General features: G+C 57.9%; 27 protein-coding genes. 9 read left to right on the forward strand and 18 right to left on the reverse strand.

Annotated features, from left to right (window positions below; genetic code table 11):
• The first annotated feature begins 43 nt into the window (after positions 1-43).
• Complete coding sequence (locus tag H035_RS21805; RefSeq protein WP_152486002.1) at positions 44-460, forward strand: metallophosphoesterase family protein; 417 nt, start codon at positions 44-46, stop codon at positions 458-460.
• 407 nt (positions 461-867) lie between these two features.
• Here the strand turns inward: H035_RS21805 and H035_RS0109070 are convergent, their stop codons facing one another.
• Genes H035_RS0109070 through H035_RS0109085 form a run of 4 tightly spaced genes read right to left on the reverse strand, consistent with a single transcriptional unit; the run spans position 868 to position 4,425 of the window.
• The gene (locus tag H035_RS0109070) at positions 868-1,272 is read right to left on the reverse strand and encodes a hypothetical protein (RefSeq protein WP_022948669.1); all 405 of its coding nucleotides are present in this window, start codon (positions 1,270-1,272) and stop codon (positions 868-870) included.
• A 26-nt stretch (positions 1,273-1,298) separates the two neighbouring features.
• Positions 1,299-1,847, reverse strand: a complete 549-nt coding sequence (locus H035_RS0109075) for a hypothetical protein (protein ID WP_152486003.1) — start codon at positions 1,845-1,847, stop codon at positions 1,299-1,301.
• Between the two features lie 15 nt (positions 1,848-1,862).
• Positions 1,863-3,158 (reverse strand): AAA family ATPase, encoded by a 1,296-nt coding sequence (locus tag H035_RS20790; protein ID WP_022948671.1) that lies wholly within the window; start codon positions 3,156-3,158, stop codon positions 1,863-1,865.
• Entirely contained in the window at positions 3,151-4,425 is a 1,275-nt protein-coding gene (locus H035_RS0109085; protein WP_022948672.1) for a tyrosine-type recombinase/integrase, read from the reverse strand. The genes H035_RS20790 and H035_RS0109085 overlap by 8 nt, the downstream gene beginning before the upstream one ends.
• Before the next feature lie 305 nt (positions 4,426-4,730).
• Between H035_RS0109085 and H035_RS0109090 the strand changes: the two genes are divergently transcribed.
• The 7 genes from H035_RS0109090 (at position 4,731) to H035_RS18995 (ending at position 7,761) form a co-directional block, all read left to right on the forward strand.
• Entirely contained in the window at positions 4,731-4,934 is a 204-nt protein-coding gene (locus H035_RS0109090) for a hypothetical protein (protein ID WP_235044564.1), read from the forward strand.
• Positions 4,935-5,078: 144 nt separating this feature from the next.
• Positions 5,079-5,177: a type II toxin-antitoxin system RelE family toxin gene (locus tag H035_RS22450; protein ID WP_235044565.1), complete on the forward strand. Its 99-nt coding sequence runs from the start codon at positions 5,079-5,081 to the stop codon at positions 5,175-5,177.
• A 438-nt stretch (positions 5,178-5,615) separates the two neighbouring features.
• Positions 5,616-5,948: a type II toxin-antitoxin system HicB family antitoxin gene (locus tag H035_RS0109105; protein ID WP_022948676.1), complete on the forward strand. Its 333-nt coding sequence runs from the start codon at positions 5,616-5,618 to the stop codon at positions 5,946-5,948.
• The gene (locus H035_RS18990; protein WP_051149765.1) at positions 5,945-6,427 is read left to right on the forward strand and encodes a metallophosphoesterase family protein; all 483 of its coding nucleotides are present in this window, start codon (positions 5,945-5,947) and stop codon (positions 6,425-6,427) included. The genes H035_RS0109105 and H035_RS18990 overlap by 4 nt, the downstream gene beginning before the upstream one ends.
• A 192-nt stretch (positions 6,428-6,619) precedes the next feature.
• A complete protein-coding gene (locus tag H035_RS0109115; protein ID WP_022948677.1) occupies positions 6,620-6,808 on the forward strand; it encodes a type II toxin-antitoxin system HicB family antitoxin in 189 nt (62 codons plus the stop codon).
• A gap of 32 nt (positions 6,809-6,840) precedes the next feature.
• Positions 6,841-7,005 carry a type II toxin-antitoxin system HicA family toxin gene (locus H035_RS21315; RefSeq protein WP_152486005.1) on the forward strand — a complete coding sequence of 55 codons (165 nt, stop codon included), beginning with the start codon at positions 6,841-6,843 and terminating at the stop codon, positions 7,003-7,005.
• Between the two features lie 336 nt (positions 7,006-7,341).
• On the forward strand, positions 7,342-7,761 hold the full coding sequence (locus tag H035_RS18995) for a hypothetical protein (protein WP_152486006.1): 420 nt from the start codon (positions 7,342-7,344) through the stop codon (positions 7,759-7,761).
• Positions 7,762-7,816: 55 nt separating this feature from the next.
• Here the strand turns inward: H035_RS18995 and ureG are convergent, their stop codons facing one another.
• The 8 genes from ureG to H035_RS0109160 all read right to left on the reverse strand — a co-directional run bounded on the left by ureG (position 7,817) and on the right by H035_RS0109160 (position 13,524).
• Positions 7,817-8,431 (reverse strand): urease accessory protein UreG, encoded by a 615-nt coding sequence (ureG, locus tag H035_RS0109125; protein ID WP_022948679.1) that lies wholly within the window; start codon positions 8,429-8,431, stop codon positions 7,817-7,819.
• A 25-nt stretch (positions 8,432-8,456) separates the two neighbouring features.
• Positions 8,457-9,131, reverse strand: coding sequence for an urease accessory protein UreF (locus H035_RS0109130; protein ID WP_022948680.1), 675 nt, complete (start codon positions 9,129-9,131; stop codon positions 8,457-8,459).
• Complete coding sequence (gene ureE, locus H035_RS0109135) at positions 9,121-9,558, reverse strand: urease accessory protein UreE (RefSeq protein WP_026596446.1); 438 nt, start codon at positions 9,556-9,558, stop codon at positions 9,121-9,123. Before ureE ends, H035_RS0109130 begins: the two co-directional genes overlap by 11 nt.
• 36 nt (positions 9,559-9,594) lie before the next feature.
• Positions 9,595-11,298 (reverse strand): urease subunit alpha, encoded by a 1,704-nt coding sequence (gene ureC / locus H035_RS0109140; RefSeq protein WP_022948682.1) that lies wholly within the window; start codon positions 11,296-11,298, stop codon positions 9,595-9,597.
• Positions 11,295-11,600, reverse strand: a complete 306-nt coding sequence (locus H035_RS0109145) for an urease subunit beta (RefSeq protein ID WP_022948683.1) — start codon at positions 11,598-11,600, stop codon at positions 11,295-11,297. Before H035_RS0109145 ends, ureC begins: the two co-directional genes overlap by 4 nt.
• Before the next feature lie 13 nt (positions 11,601-11,613).
• Complete coding sequence (gene ureA, locus H035_RS0109150) at positions 11,614-11,916, reverse strand: urease subunit gamma (RefSeq protein WP_022948684.1); 303 nt, start codon at positions 11,914-11,916, stop codon at positions 11,614-11,616.
• A gap of 187 nt (positions 11,917-12,103) precedes the next feature.
• Entirely contained in the window at positions 12,104-12,931 is an 828-nt protein-coding gene (locus H035_RS0109155; protein WP_022948685.1) for an urease accessory protein UreD, read from the reverse strand.
• Between the two features lie 5 nt (positions 12,932-12,936).
• The gene (locus H035_RS0109160; RefSeq protein WP_022948686.1) at positions 12,937-13,524 is read right to left on the reverse strand and encodes a HupE/UreJ family protein; all 588 of its coding nucleotides are present in this window, start codon (positions 13,522-13,524) and stop codon (positions 12,937-12,939) included.
• A gap of 241 nt (positions 13,525-13,765) precedes the next feature.
• Here H035_RS0109160 and H035_RS0109165 point away from each other — a divergent pair, with 241 nt between their 5' ends.
• The gene (locus H035_RS0109165) at positions 13,766-14,707 is read left to right on the forward strand and encodes an IS110 family RNA-guided transposase (protein WP_026596449.1); all 942 of its coding nucleotides are present in this window, start codon (positions 13,766-13,768) and stop codon (positions 14,705-14,707) included.
• A 136-nt stretch (positions 14,708-14,843) separates the two neighbouring features.
• On the opposite strand, the gene urtE is transcribed toward H035_RS0109165, so the two are convergent.
• From urtE to H035_RS0109200, 6 genes are all read right to left on the reverse strand, one after another.
• Complete coding sequence (gene urtE / locus H035_RS0109175; protein WP_022948687.1) at positions 14,844-15,539, reverse strand: urea ABC transporter ATP-binding subunit UrtE; 696 nt, start codon at positions 15,537-15,539, stop codon at positions 14,844-14,846.
• Between the two features lies 1 nt (position 15,540).
• Positions 15,541-16,377, reverse strand: coding sequence for an urea ABC transporter ATP-binding protein UrtD (urtD, locus tag H035_RS0109180; RefSeq protein WP_022948688.1), 837 nt, complete (start codon positions 16,375-16,377; stop codon positions 15,541-15,543).
• Positions 16,374-17,405, reverse strand: a complete 1,032-nt coding sequence (urtC, locus tag H035_RS0109185) for an urea ABC transporter permease subunit UrtC (RefSeq protein ID WP_456152368.1) — start codon at positions 17,403-17,405, stop codon at positions 16,374-16,376. The genes urtD and urtC overlap by 4 nt, the downstream gene beginning before the upstream one ends.
• 261 nt (positions 17,406-17,666) lie before the next feature.
• Positions 17,667-19,334, reverse strand: coding sequence for an urea ABC transporter permease subunit UrtB (gene urtB, locus H035_RS0109190; RefSeq protein WP_022948690.1), 1,668 nt, complete (start codon positions 19,332-19,334; stop codon positions 17,667-17,669).
• Positions 19,335-19,566: 232 nt separating this feature from the next.
• Positions 19,567-20,868, reverse strand: a complete 1,302-nt coding sequence (gene urtA, locus H035_RS0109195; protein WP_022948691.1) for an urea ABC transporter substrate-binding protein — start codon at positions 20,866-20,868, stop codon at positions 19,567-19,569.
• Positions 20,869-20,903: 35 nt separating this feature from the next.
• The gene (locus H035_RS0109200; protein WP_022948692.1) at positions 20,904-22,142 is read right to left on the reverse strand and encodes a hypothetical protein; all 1,239 of its coding nucleotides are present in this window, start codon (positions 22,140-22,142) and stop codon (positions 20,904-20,906) included.
• Between the last annotated feature and the right edge of the window lie 208 nt (positions 22,143-22,350).

Raw genomic sequence — 22,350 nt, forward strand, 5'->3', positions numbered from 1 at the left:
ATTCAAAAATTCATCATCCAATTCGCCTAGAGGCAAGATCTGGATGCCGGACAAGCCCCCTCGATGGCGGTCAAGGCAGGAATTTTTCCAAGATATGGGCAAGGGCAATCGTTGGCGGGGTGGGTTGCCACTTAAGCATCGGGCTTCCATTTTTCCAAACGATTTCGAGCGTCTACACCGGCTGCGGGCAGATGTGCTGGTCACGCACGAAGCTCCGACAAGCCACCGGCATGGTTTCCTTGCCATTGACGAGTTGGCCCGGGAAATGGGCGTTAAAAAAATTTTTCACAGGCATCATCACCAAGATTACAATGCAAAAATTGACGGCGGAATTGAAGTCCGCGGCGTCGGCCTGGCAAACGTAGTCGATCTCGATGGGCGGCAGATGGTGGAAACGATTCAAGACAAAAGGCAATCCAGCAAAAACCGAATGACCTTTTCGGCTTTCAAGGTATCGTAAAAATCGATCATGACCGCGTTGAATTCCTGCTTTCGAGACGCCGGGATACTGATCGGTGGATAGCCATTCGACATCAGGACCCCATTCATCATGAGGCCCGACACCCGCCGATTTGCGCAATAAAAAAATTGGTTCATCCTTTCGGCAACCCACCGCGGTTCACGCCCGAATTCGTGGAGCATTAATTGCGGGATCTGATGAACTTGCTGGGCATTCCAGTCCCAGTCGTCCCAGTGACGGATCTGTTTTGGGTTAATCAGCCAGCTTTCGATTTCGCCATCTTGGGAGGACCAGGCGACCTGGATGGGATATGACTGTGGCCCCAAGCTCGATGCCTCGACATCTATAAAGCGCGGTAACTCGTCGGTTATAAGGGGCATTGATGAAAATTCCTTATAACCCCGTATTCAGCGACCATCATATTCATACAAGAGCACGGAATTCTTGAATCCAATTCTCCGTGTAATTCGTCTCCTTCCAACGTCCAAAATAAGCCTGACGGGGACTTGGGTTGACTCGCCGCTGTTATAACGTCTCCACGCCCGACCTAGGCGGAATTCGACCCCCAATTTTTCGAGCGCTCGGGGTGCAAAATCCTCGATAAAAAACTTAGGATAGGCGCCTCGTTCACCCATCTCTGCCGGCACGTAGAGACCGTACCCGACCCGGACCAGCTCGCCTTCGTCTATCATTTTCCGCAACGTGGCATTCACTCCTGACCGGCTTCCAAATCGATCGAACTCGCGTCGCAAAAAAACCTTGTCGCCGCTTTCATCGATTGCCTGACGGATACGGTCTCTGATCTTTTTCATACCTCCAGTTCACTTCTCTCGTCGCTTCAGGCCGGCACAAATCCATCATCATCAATTCCAGGAAATGGACCATTGCCATCCGACTGACCGGACCGGGCCAGGGACTGGAACGCAAGATCTTTGATCGATTCGATATGATCGATATGTGACCTCGCCTGGGGCCAATGCCCGATCATTTGGTCGATGATCTTTAGAGCCTTGAGTTTGTGAGCCAGAAAATCGTCCAAAGCCAGGGCTTCACATAGCAAACCACTGATCTTGCAATGGCACTCACGAATCCCTCTCAAAGCCGACAGGCCCCTCGATGCCAAAAATGCGGTGCTTCGATCATCCTTGATTTCTTCCATGAGACACATGTAATCATCGACAGCTTCTTCAACCTTCTCAATCATGTCTTCAGCCAGCCCAATTGCGGCGTGGATATCACTTTTGAATCGTTCCTCCCGTTTTTTGTCGGCGCCAGATTCAATCAATGCTCTTTGGGCCCGGAACAAAAAATCAAGGTGACTGGCCGGTCGGGTCAGATTATTATGGCAATCAAGCCATTGCTCTTTGATTTCTTTCGTGTTCATCATTTTCTCCCTTGGTGGTTAGTGGAGTTTGCCGGCCGGCTTCGCAATCATGGTGGAAAGCATCGTCTCAGTCGCCCGGGCTAGAAGCCTTGGTGATTTCGCATAACGAAAAAGCAAGTCGAAGTCAGGTTCAGAAAGCTGGGGCATGCTTTCTGCGGTAATACCACGCCGTTTTGCAAATTTTTCCGCCGCTAACCTGATGATTGCTCGATAATCGCTTTCCTTCTTGGGTCCCTGGAGATGAAATACACGAAGACGGGAAAGCAGCGGAGTCGGAATCAATTTGTATTCGTTGCAGGTAAACACCCACGAGACATAACTGAAATCGCATGACGCTTTCAGGTAATCGTCGTAGTACCTGCAAGCAGTCGACGGCTCAAGAAGCTGAAGCAAAGATCTATGCATGCCACCGTTGTGGTCACTGCCCCCAGCTTTGTCGAGCTCATCGACAATGAGAACAGGGTTCGCGACTTTATAGGTATTAATGGTTTCGAGCACGAGCCCCGGAGTCGCGCTACCCCAGCCGCGAGCGCTGCCTATCAACCCGCGGTCATCGCATTTGCCGGCAGCGGGGAAAAGGACTGAAGGCACCCCAAACGCATCTGCGAGTTCGGTGGCATACAGCGATTTCCCAATTCCTGGCGGCCCAAACAACAAGATCGGGGGCAATTTGACGATACCGTTTCCCCAAGCTCTGGAAGCGAGGTCGTTCAAGATTGAATCTGTTGTCGATCTGAACCAGGGAAACGTTTCATCTAAATGACTGGCGACTTTATAAAGGTCCGGGACAACTGATAGAGGGGTCGGGTACTTCCACAGGTCTGCGAACCGCCTAATGTCATAATCGTCATCGTCGTCCGGAACGGCGGCGACGGTGATTCTTGGGGTCGGATCCTCTTCGTTGGCCGGCATCGGCGGGATCTCAATGTCTCTGATCAGGCATTTGAAATTTCCTGTCATAAATGCATCCACTTCCCCAATGTTCAGGAATTCGACCCCGCCTTTTCGAGCGATCTTGGTAACTTCTCGCAGGCATGAGATGTCGCCAGCGTCGAGCGCAAATTTTGCCCACATCAGGGCGAGATCCGGGTGATCATTCGCGAGTGTTTCGGCAACCAGGCCGGCGGCCCGGCCGGCCTCGACTACGCTCCCAAGTTCGAGCACGTTGAATTTCTCGACAGCTTCAACAGCCGCCTCGGAAATTGGGCATGGGTAAAAGCACCGCCCGAATTTCCGCAGCGTGTACACCCTCAGCACATACGCATTTTCGTATGTTCTCCGGTCGATTTCATTATAGGGATCCCAATCACTCATGACCGCCACCGCTTCCTTGAAGTCGCTTTGCCCATGCTTCCAAGACTCGGCGTTTGTCATGGAGATACAAGTTGCGGTCGTAATGCCTGTCCTGAATGCCATTGAGTCCATGGCTCTGTATCTGGGCCCGCAAATCCTTGCTGGCGGCAAGGTCCCTCATGATTTGAGTGTCACCCAGAAAGGTTTCGCAGGTTCGACGGATGTCCCCCATTGAATAACGGCCACCGCTTATCTGAGAAACCAATTTGGTCCCGCTATCTGGATGAACCGGTTTTTTTCCATGTGAGGAGAAAATCCATTCATCATTCAATTGAAGCCGCCGCTCCAGGATGGCGCGGACCGGATCAGTGACCGGAAGCACATGGGGGCGGGCTTGATGACGCCGACCCTTCGGGTCATAAAGAGTAAGCACGCTACTACCAAGATCGATATTTTCGGGGCGCAATCGGAATAGCTGTGAAATCCGTTGGCCACCCAAGTACAAGGCAACAAGCAGGCCTTCATGCAGGGCGCTTCCTCGATTTTCAAGTAGGACCCCATGATAGAAAACCAGCTCCTTCCAAGTGAGTGTCCGGTCCCGCGCTCGATTAAACTGGCTAAGTGCCGGTGTGGCGGCAACCGGGTTGGATTCGATCAGGAATCCGGTGCTTTGAATTGACGTGGTCGGATCGAATTTAGACCGAATCGCTTGATTGAAAGCGGCCAGGAGAAACGATCTCAGCTTCGAGGCGGTTCTCCCCTTCCCTTGTTCGATTAGTCGGGCCAGGATCTCACGGATATCGCCCGGGGTGATCTGGGATGCCGGGCGTTTACATAAATCAGGAAACGCTTCTCTAACGTGGTTTCTAATGATATTGCTTACGTCAGATTTGGATACCCTGCCCTCCAGATTTTCTTCATAAGCGTCCAACAGCGATTCGAAAGTGCCGGTGTGTTTGCGTTCCTCTTCTTCCTGTCGACGGCGTTCTTCTTGCTCAATGTGCTTTTTTAGGTCTTTTATTCCCTGTTGGTATAAAAGCTTGAGGGTGGCGGCCTGCTCCCCGGCTGCCTTCAGAGTCAATCCTTTTTTGCCTTCTCGATCGTAGTGACCGAGGCGAATCAGTTCCCGCTTTCCGCTAGAATTCGTGTAGCGCAAATAAAATATTTTGGCACCACCAGAAGTGATTCTCAGAGTAAGCCGGGCTTCGCCCCGTCGAGATTTTTCGGTCAGCCAAATATCACGTTCGCCCGACTTGGTGTTTCGAATCGCAGAATCCGTGAGAGCCATTTCTTTGTTGCCGCTCGGTTGCCGTTTTTCCCGTAGCTGCAAGTATATATTGGCAAACCCAAATGAACAACAATGGACAACAAGTATTTGAATTTAAAACGATTTGTGGACATCTATGCATCAGGATAAACTAATTAGGACTAAATGCCAGGTAATTTGTAATCCGTCGGTCGGGGGTTCGAATCCCTTCGCCAGCTCCAGTTAAGTCAATGCATTGAGAGAATAAGTTAAGGGGTGTCGAACCCGAAATTCCCGCTTTGGTACGCCCTTGGTACGCTCATTCGCATTTTTCCCGGAAACGGATTATGAAAATGCACCACCAGTACATCACCGACGAAACCGGCAACCGCGTCTCCGTGGTCCTTCCTCTGGATGAATACCGGGAGTTGATGGAACGGCTGGAAGATTTGGAGGATGCGGTCGAAGCAAAAGCCGTCTTGAAGCGGATCGAACAAGGAGAAGAAGAAACCGTCTCCTGGGAATCGATCAAGGCTGAGCATGGCCTATGAGATCGAGCTTGCAGCTTCGGCAAAAAAGCAATTCGACAAACTCCCGGCGAATATCCGGCAACGACTCGCCAAAACCATCAATCGACTGAGTACAAAAGGCCGCCAGGGGTAACGAAACTGAAAGGCGAGGATCAGCTTTACCGGGTGCGCGTTGGAGATTACCGGATCATCTACCGCATTGAAGATAACAGGCTGTTGGTACTCATTCTGAAAGTCGGCCACCGAAGGGAAGTTTATCGTTGAAAATATTCTACGAGTCAACAAGGCAGTGATAACAGATAAATGTTACTCTGACCCCGAATATTCACGAAGCTTGCGCGTATCATCGGGAGTTCTCTGGGAATCCTGCCTTTAATCGACAAAATCCTGAAATAGCTCGATTCAAAAGGGATATTCGGCTTGCAAAAGGTGTCACTATTGATACCATTATTGCCATGGCTTCCGTCAAGAAAATTCTCGACCGAATGCAACGCGAACCGGCCAATGTCAGGTTCGCGGACCTCATGAAGGTATGCGAGCACTATTTTGGGAAGCCACGGCAACACGGCACCAGTCACGCATTCTTCAAAACGCCCTGGCCCGGTGATCCCAGGATTAACATTCAGAATGACAAGGGCCGTGCCAAACCCTATCAAGTACGCCAAGTGCTTTTGGCAATCCAAAAATTGGAGGGCCTGCGCAATGCAGACTGACCACTATACATACCGCGTCACCTGGTCCACCGAGGATGGTGAATACGTGGGCTTGTGCGCGGAATTCCCTTCGCTGTCGTGGCTGGCGAAAACCCCGGAGAAAGCCCTTCGGGGGATTCGCAAGTTGGTCTCCGAGGTGCTTTCCGACATGGAAGACGCCGGCGAAACCCTGCCCGTTCCATTGGCGGACAAGCGCTACAGCGGCGAATTTCGCGTTCGTATCCCGCCGGAAGTCCATCGAGCCTTGGCGATCCAAGCCGCCGAACAAGGTGTGAGCCTCAACCGATTGGTCAGCGCTAAACTCGCCGCAAACTCGACATGATTTTCTTCGTCGGCGATCCTCATGGCCGGTTCCAGCCAATTATCGATTGCGTCCAAACCCATCGGCCCGATGCCGTGATCCTTTTGGGCGACATGACCCCGGACCGGCCGCTGGATGAGGTTTTGGCGCCAATTCTGGATGTGACCGAAGTCTACTGGATCCCAGTCAACCATGATGGCGACCGGGATGAATGGTACGACCGTGTTTTCGGATCCGGTTTAGCCGAGCGCAATATTCACGGCCGCGTAGTCCAAATCGGCAACATCCGGATTGCCGGACTTGGCGGCGTGTTCCGCGGCAAGATCTGGTTTCCAAAGGACAACTCCGACACCCATGGCTGGCCGACAAAAAAAAAGAATGGTTCCGGTCGATGGGAAAAGGCAATCGCTGGCGTGGTGGGATGCCACGGAAGCACCGGGTCACGATTTTCCCTTGCGAATTCGATAGGCTCAAGCTTAACCGGGCCCATGTCCTGGTGACCCACGAAGCCCCGTCTTGTCACCGGCACGGTTTTGTTGCCCTCGATGAACTGGCATCGAACCTGGGGGCCAGGAAAGTCTTCCACGGCCATCAGTAAACCACACCGACGGCCTATTAGGGAATCATCCGGGACACGACAATGAAAATGTCCCACCAGTACATAACCGACGAAACCGGACCGATCCATTACCATGCTCACCGTTGAAGTAGAACGCGAAGAAGATGGACGCTATATCGCAGAAGTTCTCGAACTCCCCGGCGTCCTGACCTATGGATCGGATCGGGCCGAAGCGATCGCCAAAGCCGAAGCCTTGGCCTTGCGGGTACTAGCGGAGCGTTTGGAGCATGGCGAAGACATACCCGACTTGATTGCCGCGTGAGTCATTGGTCAGCGTGTAAGGCAGCGGCTTTGATGCGTACTGGTTGGAAGGTAAAGCGGCAATCAGGTTCACATCGAACATTGGAACGACCAGGTTGGCAAGACGTCGTTTTCGCCTTCCACGATAGCGAAGAGATCGGGCCACGGATGATGGCGCGCATAGCAAAACAGGCCGGCCTTAAGCCTGAAGACCTGTAATCACCACAAGCCAAAACCGGAAGGCCGGGACGTCCACCACGGCTGCGGCTGATATTTTCACGTTAGGCTGTTCAAATTCGGTGCATGCCATGAACATGAAACGCTTAGTGGTTGATGCACTTGTAATATTGGAACGGATAGTCCACATGGTACTGCTCAAGGAGGCAATTTGGCGCTTGAGCAGTCGTCAGAAAAAATCGTATTGCCAGATTGATGTGCATCGTGATTCACGACGACAAAAATACGCTCGAAGAGAAACCTCTTGCTCGATCGGCTTGTCTATATAAGTGAACCATTATAAAAAACGCGAATACCATGATCGAGAAGAGGTGTGCCATGTTTACAATAAAATCGATGTTCAAGCAACGCTGGTTAGCTCCCATAGTGATAGGGGCGTTGGTTGGCGGAACGGCCGTAGCTGAAGTGCCCTCCCCCAGCGATCCGTCGGTTTTGGTGGGGCAGAATGCAATGATCTACGTGAATCAAGCTTCCAACAATGCAATCCACAGTTATAGCAACCCCGAAAACATGGAAGTGCCGGCGGTGTCTCCGAAGATCGTCTACGTGAACCAGGGCTACGGCCAAGCGATTTTCAGCTACCCGAGGCAAGGACCCGATGCCACCGTGGCGTTCAACGTGGAATATGTCAATCCCGCCTATGGTCAAGCCATCTACAGCTATCCCCGCAATCATGGTCCGCGGGGCTGGTTGAAACTGATGCCTGCGGTGTCATGGCTGGAAGATAGCGGCAACTAACAGATGTAGGAATCCGGGGCCCGGTACCCTCGGATTCCATCACGAGACTTCCCGTTCAGCGTCCCAACATTCCCTGCTGGGCGATAAATGCCACCACCTCCGACAGCCCTTCGCAATTCTTCAGGTTGGTGAAAACGAACGGCCGATCTCCCCGCATCTTGCCGGCGTCGCGCTCCATCACCTCGAGCGATGCCCCGACGTGAGGAGCGAGATCGGTCTTGTTGATCACCAGCAGATCGGAACGGGTAATGCCGGGACCGCCTTTGCGCGGAATCTTGTCCCCGGCGGCCACGTCGATCACATAAATCGTAAGATCGGCCAATTCCGGGCTGAAGGTGGCGCTCAGGTTATCGCCGCCGCTTTCCACCAGGACACAGTCCAGATCCGGAAATCGCCGGCACAAATCCTCCACTGCCGCGAGGTTCATGGAAGCATCTTCCCGAATCGCGGTGTGGGGGCATCCCCCCGTTTCCACTCCCACGATCCGTTCCTCCGGAAGCGCTTGGCTGCGAATCAAAAATTCCTGATCCTCGCGGGTGTAAATATCGTTGGTCACGACGGCGATCCGGTAACGGTCGCGCATGACCTTGCACAGAGCATCCACCAGCGCGGTCTTGCCCGAGCCCACCGGTCCCCCGATGCCCACTCTCAAAATCTCTCGTTCTGTCATCGTTCACCTGCATAGCATTCAATTTTCAAGACCGAAAGAGACGCGAATACTGAACCTCGTGCCGACTGCTGGAGAGAGCCAAACCGAAGGCGTTCCCGCCGATTTCCTCGTCGTCCAGTTCGAGGGCGCGTTTCGCCAGTTCGGGAATCCCTTCCCCCAATTCGGTGAGCAGCCGCTGGCCGTCCGCCTGCCCCAGCGGTACCAGCTTGACGGCGCACAGCACCTGATTTTCCAGCCAGCTCCATAAATAGCCGATGGCCGTTTCAAGCTCGGGAATGTCCCAATTCGCCGCCGCCAGGCTGAAGGAGGTGGCGAGGGTCGCATCGGGTCGAACGATCCACGGCTGCGCCCGGCTCACTTCTAGCCCGGTCAAGAGCCTGGCCAAAGCCTGGCCGCCCTGGCGGTCCTCCGCCCTGAGTTCCGCCGTTTCCCGGAATGATTGAAGTTGCTTGCTCCATCGCGCCAATGCCGCGTCATCGCCGTCCACCCATGCCCGGTGGAGACGAATCAGCAGCGGTGCATCGATCCGCGCCTGGCTTTGCGCCAGCAGCCCGCCGATCCACTCGCCGGCCTGTCCCCGGTTGCGGATCCAACCGTCCTCCACCGCCCGTTCCATGCCCTGGGAATAACTGTAGAGGCCGATGGGCAGGGCGGGACTGGCCAGCTGTAACAGCCTCACCAAAGCCAGATCAGTGAGCATGGGAATGGGTAGGATACGCCCCGCCCTCGGGCTCGAAAGTTAGCCGCATCAATTCCACCGGCAAACCCAATCCGCGGACCAAATCGTCCAGGACATGATCGGCGAGATAGCGTAATTCCCCCGCTCCGATTTGAAGCGCCACATGCCGGTTGCCCAAGTGATAACACGCTCTTGCGAACAACCACGGGTCTTCGGTCCGGGCCACCGAAACCGGTTCGAGCGCGGCCCGGATGCGGATGGTCCGGCCGTCTTCCGCGGCGAGCAGATCCCCATCCCGGAGCACCGTCCCGCGGGGAAGGAAGATTCCCGCCTCGAACCCGCCCTCGGTCCTCACCAAGAGGCGACTTTTCTGGCGCATTTGATAGCTCAAGGTGATCGTATCGCCGGGCACCGACCCCGGCGAGGCAAATCCCGATACTTTCAACATGATTTTGGTATTTTTTTCCAATTGATGTCACCCCGATCAAAACAAAAAATACCGCTGCGCCAGGGGCAGCGTCTCGGCGGGATCGCACGCGAGCACATCTCCGTCCGCCCGCACCACATAGGTTTGGGGGTCCACCTCGATATGGGGCAGATAATCGTTGTGAATCATGTCGGCCTTGCCGATCTCTCGATTGCCCGATGAGACGCCGATCATCTTCCGCAAACCGCATCGTTCCGCCACCGCCGATTCGATTCCGGCGCGGGAAAGAAACGTCATGGCGGTGGCCGCCAAGGCGCCGCCGAAGGCGCCGAACATATAGCGGTAGTGAACCGGCTGGGGGGTGGGAATGGAAGCGTTGGGATCGCCCATGGGCGCCGCCGCGATCATTCCGCCTTTGACGATCAAACCGGGCTTGACGCCGAAGAAGGCCGGCTTCCACAGCACCAGGTCCGCCAATTTGCCCACCTCCACCGATCCCACCTCGTGCGCGATGCCGTGCGCGATGGCCGGATTGATGGTGTATTTGGCGAGATAACGCTTCACGCGGAAATTGTCGTGACGGGCCGGGTCCTCCGGGAGACTGCCCCGCTGCATCTTCATCTTGTGGGCGGTCTGCCAGCTCCGCAGGATGACTTCCCCCACCCGACCCATGGCTTGGGAATCGGAGGCGATCATGGAAAAGGCCCCCAAATCATGAAGGATATCCTCGGCGGCGATGGTTTCCGGTCGAATCCGCGATTCGGCGAAGGCCACGTCCTCGGCGATCCCCGGATCCAAATGATGGCAGACCATCAGCATATCCAAATGCTCGTCCACCGTATTGGCGGTAAAGGGACGGGTCGGATTGGTGGAGGACGGCAACACGTTGGGCTCGCCGCAGGCCCGGATGATGTCCGGCGCATGACCGCCGCCCGCCCCTTCGGTGTGATAGGTATGAATGGTCCGCCCTTTGAACGCCGCCAAGGTATTCTCGACGAAACCCGATTCGTTGAGGGTATCGGTGTGGATCGCCACCTGCACATCGAAGCGGTCGGCAACCTCCAGACAACAATCGATGGCGGCCGGGGTGGTTCCCCAATCCTCGTGCAGCTTGAGACCCATGGCGCCGGCCCGAACCTGTTCTTCCAAAGCGTGCGGAAGGCTGGCGTTGCCCTTGCCCAACAGCCCGATATTCACGGGCAGACCGTCGGCGGCCTGGAGCATGCGCCCGATATTCCAAGGCCCCGGCGTGCAAGTGGTGGCGTTGGTTCCGGTAGCGGGTCCGGTGCCGCCGCCGAGTAGGGTGGTGACGCCGGACATCAGGGCTTCCTCCGCCAGCTGCGGGCAGACGAAGTGAATATGGGAATCGATACCGCCGGCGGTGAGGATCTGCCCCTCCCCGGCGATCACCTCGGTGCCCGGTCCGATGACCACCGTCACCCCGGTCTGGGTATCCGGATTGCCCGCCTTGCCGATGGCGGCGATGCGACCGTGCTTGATCCCCACGTCGGCCTTGACGATGCCCCAGTGATCGGCGATCAGCGCATTGGTGATCACCGTGTCCACCGCCCTATCCGATCCCGCCTGGCTTTGCCCCATGCCGTCGCGGATCACCTTGCCGCCGCCGAACTTCACCTCGTCGCCGTAAAGCGTGCGATCCTCCTCGACTTCGATGAAAAGTTCGGTGTCGGCCAAGCGCACCCGGTCTCCCACCGTCGGTCCGTACATTTCCGCATAGGCTTGTCGATTGATCCGAGTCATAGATCCCCCATGATCTGCTGCTGAAAGCCGTAAACCCGCCGGTGGCCGCCGAAGGGCACCAGGCGCACCTCGCGCGACTGCCCGGGCTCGAAGCGCACCGCGGTGCCCGCCGGCAGGTCCAGGCGAAACCCGCGGGCGCGGGCGCGGTCGAAGCGGAGCCCCGAATTGGCTTCGTAAAAGTGGTAATGGGAACCCACCTGAACCGGGCGATCCCCGGTATTTTCGACCGTCAGGACAAGGACTTCCCGACCTTCGTTAAGCTCGATATCCCCATCGGCCACCAAAATTTCCCCCGGTATCATGCCATTTCCTCCCTCAAACGATCGGATTGTGCACCGTGACCAGCTTGGTGCCGTCCGGAAACGTGGCTTCCACCTGAACCTCCGGGATCATTTCCGCCACGCCGTCCATAACGTCGTTTCGATCCAGCAGGGTCCGCCCGTAGTCCATCAGTTCCGCCACGCGGCGACCCTCCCGGGCGCCTTCCAGCAGCGCGGCGCTGATATAGGCCACCGCTTCCGGCTGATTGAGCTTCAACCCCTTGGCCTTGCGCCGTTCGGCCAACAAGGCGGCGGTGAAAAGCAATAGCTTATCTTTTTCTCTGGGTGTCAGTTGCATACCAATCTCCTTGCTTCACATCAGGGACGAAATCAGGAGGCGGGGAGTACGGGTCGGGGGGAACGCTCCGGGACACGCGGTAAATACCTCCCTGTACGCTCGATCGCAGCATCCTTGCTGCGATCGGTCCCGGAGCGTTCCCCCCGACTCTCCTTTTCAACTTCTGCAGCTTCGACATCAAACCGGCTCACGTAGCCCAAATCCGAGGTGGACACGCGGGTCGTCCGACGATATCGGGCCGGATCTCGCTCCAAATCTCCATGAACAGGTGTCGCAAGGGGGCCATTCGCCGCCCCCAACCGCGGCAAACCAGGACGCCGTCCACCAGGGTCGCGCCGAATCCGTCCTTGTCGCCGACGAGGCCCCGAACCCTCTCCACTAAATCCTGCGTGGCGGGATAGGCGTAAAGGGCCGCCCCACACGGATTCCCCCTTAGGCCCCAAATCGCCGCCAGTGCTTCACGATTCAATTCGAACCGCTCGACGAGCAGCGGCTCGCCTTCCAATCGGAGCGCACACCCCAAACCCACTCGCCCCCGCTCGAACCCTTCACCGGCCGCCGGACGGCCCAGGCAAAAGCCTTCCCAGCCGATGAATCCGGCCCCGGCGGAAAGATTCACCCAGGTCTCCGTCGCCACACAGGAGCCCTCATAGAAAATATTTTCCTGGGGCAGCCATTCCAATACGGCCCCGGAATTCACCGACAGACTCACCGTTTGATGCGCCGTCGCTCCCTCGCTGCGGTAGAACTTTCCCGCGGCGGGCGTGGTGGCCAACACTTGCGCGTCCGCTCCCACTTCGATTTCGATCGCCAAGCGGTCGCCCGCCACCACCCCACCCGGCGGGTGGAGCAGATAGGCATGGCAAACGCCGCCCTCGGGATAAAACGGCCGCTGTACCAGAAGCGGGCCATGTCTTCGCCGAGCGGCCAGGACGGTGCGCTCCGGGCGCTTCTCGAAACCCAGCCGGAGGCCGGCCGACCAACCTTCCCCTACCGAGTTCGCCAGCGCTATCACCGGAATTAAACTCCGGTCAAAAGATACGTCCCGACGCCGGCGCACAACATTCCGAAGGTCAAACGCGGCCAGCGGTAGCGGCAAGTCCAGCGTCCCAATCCGAACCCCGCCGTCTGCAGCATCGCGGTGGCGGTCAAAAATCCGCTGGCGTAGGCAATCGCACCCGTTTCATGCCCCATCTCCGCGGCATGCACATAGCCGTGAAACAGGGCGAATGCCGTTACCCCCATCATCGCGGGCACCATCGCCGCACGCCAATTGCGCAACAGCACTCCCCCCATCATCACCACCGACAGGGAAACCAGCACCTCGGCCTCGGACCAAACCATCCCCCATTGCTGAACGGCGGCTCCCAGCGCCATGGCCGAGACGAAGTTCAATGGCAATAACCATCGCGCGTATCCGCCCATCATCGCGGCCCACCAGCCGACCGCCAATAAAACCAAAAGATGGTCTATGCCGGCGAACGGGTGCACCAGACCGGCGGTGAATCCGCCCGTCGGCCCGATCCCGGTATGCGCCAAGGCCGCGCCGGGGGCCAGGGTGCATGCCATGAGCAATACGCCTATCATCTCCCAAACTCGAAAGTTCATCGCAAACCCTCCTATTCCAAGTTCAAAGCAATCGACCAATACCTCCCTTGTATGTTTTGTGTTGCTGGACAGTGGTTGTTTGAGTAGGTTTATGTCTGGCCCGGTGCGGCAGTTCGAAACTCCCTTGGGACACCAAGCCCGTGGGAGAGCGATGAGCGTCGCACCGGTTTTCATGGATACCCCGGACGGTTGCTTGGGCAGATAAGCCCGTATTTTTGCAAGGTTGGGAATCATGAACGAAATGAATGCAGAACAGTTTGTTGGTATTGACGTGTCGAAAGCGACGCTGGATGGGGCGGTCGAGCCTCAAGGTCAGGTATGGCAGGTGGCCTACGATGCCAAGGGGATCGATCAGCTGGTTTTGCAGTTGCAAGAGATCGGGCCGACCTTGATCGTCATCGAGGCCACCGGCGGTTTGGAAACCCAGATTGCGTCTGCCTTGGCGGGTAAGGAATTGCCGGTGGCAGTGGTCAATCCGCGCCAGGTGCGCGACTTTGCCAAGGCCAGTGGCCGGCTGGCCAAGACCGATCGGGTGGATGCCGGGGTGCTGGCGGCGTTTGCCCGGGCCATCCGTCCCCAGGCGCGTCCGCTCAAGGATGCGGACACCCGCGCGTTGGACGATCTGGTGGACCGGCGGCGGCAGTTGATCGGCATCCGGGTTCAAGAGGTCCTCCGATTGAAGGGAGCCACGACGAAACCGCTGCAAACCAGTCTGAAAAAGCATATCGCCTGGCTGGACAAGCAGATTGACCAGAACGACCGGGACCTGACCCGGCGGTTGCGCGAGTCGGACGCCTGGCGGGCCAAGGACGATCTGCTCAAGAGCATTCCCGGCGTCGGTTCGGTGACCATTGTCACGTTGCTGGCAAAATGCCCGGAGCTGGGCACCCTCAACCGGCGCGAGATTGCCGCGCTGGTCGGCGTGGCGCCGATGGCCAACGACAGTGGCCAGTATCGCGGCAAGCGCTTCATCTGGGGCGGTCGCTCCGAGGTTCGCGCCGTGCTATACATGGCCACGATCTCGGCGATACGCTGTAATGCGGTCATCCGCGCCTTTGCAGAACGCCTCAAAAACGCCGGCAAACCGCCCAAGGTCGTCATCGTCGCCTGCATGAGGAAGTTGCTCACCATCATGAATGCCATGTTGAAAAATAATACCCCTTGGCAGCCACAAAACACTTGACTTTAAACACGGTTGCTCTCCCGCTGGCGGGTCGGGGTGAGGGTGGAATCAATCAGGAATATTCCTTGAATTTGAACCACCCTCATCCTTGCCTTCTCCCGCCAGCGGGAGAAGGGACTCTGCTTGAGTTTTATACTCACACCGTCAAGTACTCCCGTACCAACTCCTCCGACAATTCCTCCATAGCCCCCGCGGCGGTGATCCGTCCCTTGTTCATCACATGGAATCGGTCGGCCACCCGCCGCACGAAATGCAGTTTCTGCTCCACCAACAGAACCGTCAACCGTTCCTCTCGGTTGAGCCTAAGAATAATGTCGCCGATCTCGTGCACGATGTTGGGCTGAATCCCCTCGGTGGGCTCGTCCAGAATGAGCAGTTTGGGGCCGACGGCCAGGGCACGGCCGATCGCCAATTGCTGCTGCTGCCCGCCGGAAAGGTCGCCGCCGCACCGGCGCCGCATCTGCTTGAGCACCGGAAAGAGCTCGAAGATCCGCTCCGGCAACTTGCGCACGCCGTCCCGGCGGGCAAGCAGACCCAAGCGCAGGTTTTCCTCCACCGTGAGGCGGGGAAAAATCTCGCGCCCCTGGGGGACATAACCGATTCCGAGGCGGGCGCGCCATTCGGCGGGTGCGCCGGCGATTTCTTCCCCCGCAAAATCGATCCGCCCCGAAGCCGAAGGCAACAGGCCCATGATGCACTTGAGCAAAGTGGTCTTGCCCACGCCGTTGCGGCCCAGCAGGCAGACACACTTTCCATCGGGCACCTCGAGGCCGATATTCCACAGAGTATGGCTTTGGCCGTAGTATTGCTCCAATCCTTCTACGCGCAGCATGTCATTCTCCCAAGTAAACCTCGATCACTCTCGGATCGGCCTGCACCTGATCCATTCGGCCCTCGGCGAGTACCCTGCCCTCGTGCAGGACGGTCACCCGCCGGGCGATGGCGCGCACGAATTCCATGTCGTGCTCCACCACGATCACCGAATGCGCGCCCGCCAGCGAGTTCAGCAGATCCGCCGTCCGCTCGATTTCCTGCTGGGTCATCCCCGCCACCGGTTCGTCGAGCAAAAGTACCCGCGGATTCTGCGCCAGCAGCATGCCGATCTCCAACCACTGTTTCTGGCCGTGGGAAAGCGCGCCCGCGAAGCGATCCCTCGCGTCCTCCAATCCCACCGTCTCGAGCACTTCATGGATGCGGTCCCGCTGGGCAGCGGTCAGGCGTGCCAGCAGAGTGGGCCACACCCGCTTGTCGGTCTTGAGAGAAAGGTGCAGGTTTTCCCAGACCGTATGCTCGGGAAAGACGGAAGGCTTTTGAAACTTGCGCCCGATGCCCGCCGCGGCGATTTCCGGTTCGCTCATCCGGCTCAGATCCAGGGTTTGGCCGAAATAGGCCGAACCGGACACCGGCCGGGTCTTGCCCGTCATCACGTCCATCATGGTGGTCTTGCCCGCCCCGTTGGGGCCGATGATGCAGCGCAGCTCGCCGTCGTCCACGTACAGGCTCAATCCATCCAGCGCCTTGAAACCGTCGAAGCTCACGGTCACGTCATCCAGATACAATATCGGGCCGTGACTGGTATCGATCTCCCCCGGAATGACCGGATGACTGCGTACAGCGACGAAGTCGAAGACGCGATCGCGCCGAAAAAAATCCTGCATCGCACTGTTCATGAGGTTTCCCTCGCCGCTCGATTCCGTTCGATCAATCCCACCAGGCCGCGTGGAAGATACAAGGTGACGACCACGAACAGCGCCCCCAGGGCGAACAGCCATATTTCGGGCAACGCCGCGGTCAGGTAGGTCTTGGCGTAGTTGACCAGAAACGCGCCGAAGGCGGCGCCGTAGAGAGTCCCCCGACCGCCCACGGCAACCCAGATCACCAGTTCGATGGAGTTGAGGGGCGAGAACTCGTTGGGGTTGATGATCCCCACCTGGGGAACGTACAGCGCGCCGGCGATTCCGGCCAACATCGCCGAGAGGACGAACATCCACAGTTTGTAATGCTCGACCCGGTAACCCAAAAACCGCGCCCGGTCCTCGCTGTCCCGAATCGCCACCACCACCCGGCCGAGCTTGGTGGTGACCACCCAGCGCGTCAGCACATATCCCCCCGCCAGGGCGACGGCGCTCGCCAGAAACAGACCGACGCGGGTCGCATCTTCCTGAAGACTGAATCCCAGAATATCCTTAAAGTCGGTGAGGCCGTTGTTTCCTCCGAAGCCCATTTCATTCCGGTAGAAAGCCAGCATCAAGGCGTAGGTCATGGCCTGGGTAATAATCGAGAGATAGACCCCGGTGACCCGCGAACGAAAGGCGAACCAGCCGAAGCAAAAGGCGAGCAATCCCGGAACCAGCATCACCATCACGATGGCAAACCAGAAATGGTCGAAGCCGTACCAATACCACGGCAATTCCTTCCAATTCAGGAACACCATGAAATCGGGCAGTATCGGATTTCCGTAGACACCGCGCGAACCGATCTGGCGCATCAGGTACATGCCCATGGCGTAGCCGCCCAGGGCGAAGAAGGCGCCGTGCCCCAGACTCAAGATGCCCACCGCACCCCAGACCAGATCCAGCGCCAGGGCGAGCAAGGCGTAGCACAGATACTTGCCCAACAAGGTCACCGTGTAGGTGGACAGATGCAGGCCCGACCCCTCGGGCACGATCAGATTCAATACCGGCACCGCCACCGTCATCAGGGCGAGCACCGCCAGCATAATCAAGCCACCGCGATCGGCGGCGAAACGGTGAATAAGAGGCTGTTTCCAAACACCCCTTGACGCCCTAGTAGGAGAAGCCGGGGGATTGCCTTCAGGGACGCCTTGAACCCTTCCCTGGGGGCTCGAATCGCGACCATCCCGGTCGCGAACGCCCTTCAGGCAATCCCCCGGCTTCTCCTCCAATATGGGAAAGCGAGTTTGTAAACAGTCTCTAAGCACGTCGAATCCCTGCATGACTCAATCCTCCGCCGAACGTCCACGTTGAGGAAATAAACCGCGCGGATGCTTTTGCATGAACAGAATGATGAACACGAGCACCAGGATCTTGGCCATCACCGCCCCCGCCCAAGGCTCCAGCAGCTTGTTGACCAGCCCCAGTCCCAACGCGCCGACCAGGGTTCCCCAGAGGTTTCCCACCCCGCCGAACACCACCACCATGAAGGAATCGATGATGTAGGACTGGCCCAGATTGGGACCCACATTGGTCAATTGACTCAAGGCCACGCCCGCCACCCCGGCGATCCCCGATCCGAGACCGAAGGTGGCGGCGTCCACCCAGTTGCTGCGAATGCCGATGGCGCGGGCCATGGCGCGGTTTTGTGACACGGCGCGTATTTGGAGGCCGAAATCGGTTTGCCTGAGAATCAAGAACAGCGCCGCGAAGACCAACAGAGAAAAGGCGAGGATGTAGAGCCGGTTGTAGGTCAGGAAAAGCGCCGCGTTGACTTCCCACGCCCCGCTCATCCAGGCGGGGTTTTCGACCGCCACGTTTTGCGCCGAAATCAAGGTGCGCACCAGCTGCTGCAGCAGCAGGCTGATGCCGAAGGTAGCGAGCAGCGTCTCCAGGGGCCGTCCGTAGAGGTAGCGGATGACGCCCCGTTCGACGGCGATTCCCATCAATCCGGATACCACGAAAGCGGCCGGAATGGCGACGATCACCGAAGCGTCGATCCAGCCGGGCATCAACTGCTGGACCAGATAAGTCGTATACGCGCCCAGCATCATCATTTCACCGTGGGCCATGTTGATCACCCCCATGACCCCGAAGGTGATGGCCAGGCCGATGGCCGACAACAGCAGCACCGATCCCAGGCTCAAACCGAAAAAACCGGTCTGCACCATGGCGTACATTTCCAGGCGCTGATTGATGGCCGCCAGGGCTTTCCGGGCGGCGGCACGTACTTTCGCGCTGGCCTCGCGGGGAGACCCGTCGAGGTTCGACTCGAGCAACTGCTTCAAGCGGTTGCGCACGGTTCGATTGACGCTGCGGGATAAGGTATCCACCGCCGCCAGGCGCCGATTCTCGTCGCCGCTGTCCAAAGCCTCCAGGGCCAGGCCGGTGTCGATCGCCTCGAGCACTTCGGGATGCCTTTCGGTTTCCCGCATGTCCCTGAGCAGCTTGGCATCCCCGGGGGAAAGGCGATCGAACATTTCCTCCACCGCCGCCAGGCGGACGCCGGCGTTTTCGCTGGCGAGACTCAGCCGGGCGATCGCATCGCGAAGAATCACACGCATCTGGTTGTTGATGATGATCTTGGACAGACCTTTTTTGTCCCCGCTGCCGAGGGATTCGCCGGTGACGGCGTCATAAATCGCGTATTCCGCGTCCCGGGACCGCAAAATCAATACCTGCCGGCCGATCTTGCGGTAATACAGGTCCCCTTCGAGCAGGGCCTTCATGACCGGAAGCACGCGGGGATGGTCGACCGCGGCGAGGTTCTTGACCGCCGCCTTCTTCTGGCTGAAGCTTCTCACGGTGAGCCCTTCGAGCACCTTTCCCAGGGTTGCCTGTCCGGACGTCGGGTCCGCCGCTTGCGCGGTCAGAATCGCCAGCATGAGCACCCATCCCAAGCCGATTGGGAACGAACGATGCCAAGGATGATGATGGAAATTGACTGTCTGCATGGATTTTCCCGGTTAATCTGTCGGTGTAACCCCTTCGCTTTTCCTGAACGGGGCAGGCACAAGGGAAGGGCCCGCCCCTATATGCGTGATGGGGGGCAAACCATCCCTCGCCCGTAGGGGCAACCGATCCGCTGTCCGACGAGGATGCGCCGTTTGCGGTAAACCATCCCGTCCGTAGGGGCAACCCTCCGTGGTTGCCCTGAACGTGGGCAGGCACAGGGGCCTGCCCCTACTAATAGTTCTGGCCCGAGCACTGGCCCGATTTCACGTTGTAATTACCGCACCCCAGCGGAGCGCGCCAATCGGAGATCAAATCCTTGCTGTCGGAGAGATAATCGGACCAGGCGTCCCCGGGCACTTCGGCGGGGGTTTGCCAAACCACCGCGAACTGGCCGTTGTCTTGAATCTCTCCGATCAACACGGGCTTAGTGATGTGGTGGTTGGGCATCATCGCCGCGTAACCGCCGGACAGATTGGGCGCGACCACGCCGACCATCGAATCGACCACCGCCTCGGGATCGGCGGTACCGGCCTTTTCCACCGCTTTCACCCACATGTTGAAGCCGATGTAATGGGCCTCCATGGGATCGTTGGTCACCCGTTTTTCATTCTTGACGAAGCGATGCCATTGGGAAATGAATTCCTCGTTGGCCGGCGTGTCCACGCTCATGAAGTAATTCCAGGCCGCCATATGGCCCAGCAGGGGCTTGGTATCGATGCCCGACAGTTCTTCCTCGCCCACGGAAAACGCCACCACCGGAATATCCTCGGCGGACATGCCCTGGTTGGCGAGTTCCTTGTAGAACGGCACATTGGCGTCGCCGTTGATGGTGGAAACCACCGCGGTTTTCTTGCCCGCAGCGCCGAATTGCTTGATCCGGGCCACTTCGGACTGCCAATCGGAGAACCCGAACGGCGTGTAATTGACGATGATGTCATCCGCCTTGACGCCTTTGGATTTGAGATAGGCCGCCAGGATTTTATTGGTGGTGCGAGGATAGACGTAATCGGTGCCTTCCAGGACCCAGCGTTTCACCCCGAGTTCGTTCATCAGATAGTCCACCGCGGGAATCGCCTGCTGATTGGGGGCGGCGCCGGTATAGAAGACGTACCGGGAGGACTCCTCGCCCTCGTACTGGACCGGATAGAACAGCGGCACCTCGAGTTCTTCCACCACCGGCAGCACCGACTTGCGCGAGACCGAGGTCCAGCAGCCGAAGATCGCCGCCACTTTTTCCTTTTCGATCAACTCGCGCGCCTTCTCGGCGAACAGGGGCCAGTTGGAGGCGGGGTCCACCACCACCGGTTCGATCTTCTTGCCCAGAACCCCGCCTTTTTTGTTCTGTTCCTCGATCAGCATCAACATCGCATCTTTGAGGGTGGTCTCGGAAATCGCCATGGTTCCCGACAGGGAGTGAAGGATCCCCACTTTAATCGTTTCTCCGGCGACCGCTGCGGGTCCGGAAGCCATCAATGCCCAGGACAGGCCAAAAACCAACCAACTCGGCAACAAATATTTACTTAAGGTCTTCATAGGATTTCCTCTTTCGCTTGCAGGTTGAATCGAAATCAAATTTGCAATTGCAGGCCCAATTTCACGGCGTGGATGGACTGCCCGCTGGCCGTCGGGGTGTAATCCAGGCCCTTGGTGAGCAGATCCCCGTATTCCCAAAGCAAGGTCACCCGGGCGTTGTGGCCGTCGATCACGTAATTGACGCCGGCCTCCCACATATCCCGGTTAGGGCTGTTGTCGGGCGACACCCAGACATGCCGCCCATAGGGCTGGAATTGACCGATCCAGGCCTGGTCCGGGAACAGATACATGAGGCTCGCGTCGTAGGCGTTGCCCTCGAACATGGCAAAACCGTCGACGTCGCCGCGCTTGACCGCCATGCGCGATTCGACGCCGAAGCCGTCGATGTTGTAGTTTTTGTACTCGCCGTTGAAAGTCAGCACCCCTTCGTTGGGGAGCACCTTCTCCATCAGCACGTCCACCGAGGTGCCGCGGAAGTCCCCCGGGTCGCTGGAAATGCCGGCGCCGTCGTTCTGATATTGGTTGGAAACCGCGAGGGTCAGGATGTCGCCCCCATGGCCGTAGTAGGTGCCGGAGGTGTAGTAGCCCGGATTCTTCTCCACGTCCCAGAAGTTGTAGGCGACCCGCTGGGCGAACAAAATGTTGTCGTCGCCGTTGGCACCTCCCCGAAGGCCTCGGAAGAAGCCCGCCGCGTATTGAAGACGACCGTCGAAGAACGCCCCCCAGATGGTCCCCCCGTCGTCGCGGCCGAAAGAACCGGCGGAGGTGCCGTCGGATTTGATGGTGAGATTGAAGTCGGCGGGCTCGAACGGCGTTCCCGCACCGAAAATGTTGTACACGGCGCTGAAGAAGGGACCGTTCATTTCCCGCCGTTCGGCGGGTACCAGCATGCGGCCCATCCAGATATTGAACATGGGATGGAATTCGAATTTGCCGATCGCATCGAGCAAGCGCACCTCCCCGCCGTCGTTGCACGTCTGGCAGTCGGTGTTGAATTCGAACTTGAAGTACTTATGGATTTGACCGTTGACGTAAAGCCGGATGTTGTCGATGTTGAAGTCGTTGGACCATTCGCTGCGATTGGGCGAAGCGTCTTCCGTGGCGGTGAAGCTGGTGCGCAGCCCGGCGCCTACGCTGATCCATTTGGTATCGTCGATCTTGAAGGTCGCCCCCCCTTGAGAAGTGGACGTATAACCCAATGTCGCCACCGCCACAGCGGCAACCGCAGTGGTACATCGGCGGCGATCGACCCTTGTTTTGAAATGTCGGCTCATGCTGAAAGACCTCGGTGAAGATGAAAATCGGCTGTGCTTTCTCAGACCGAGCCGGCATTCGCGACCGCCAACCCGGCGTGAGCTTGGCGATCATTAAACTTGCCGGGAGAGCCGGGTCACAATAAGTCAAATGACGTATGGAGCCGCACCGCGTGGGGCATTACAGTGCTTTCCGGAAGACGAAGCGAAACCGGTGGCTTGTGTAGAT

The organism is Methylohalobius crimeensis 10Ki (assembly GCF_000421465.1).
Taxonomy (GTDB): domain Bacteria; phylum Pseudomonadota; class Gammaproteobacteria; order Methylococcales; family Methylothermaceae; genus Methylohalobius; species Methylohalobius crimeensis.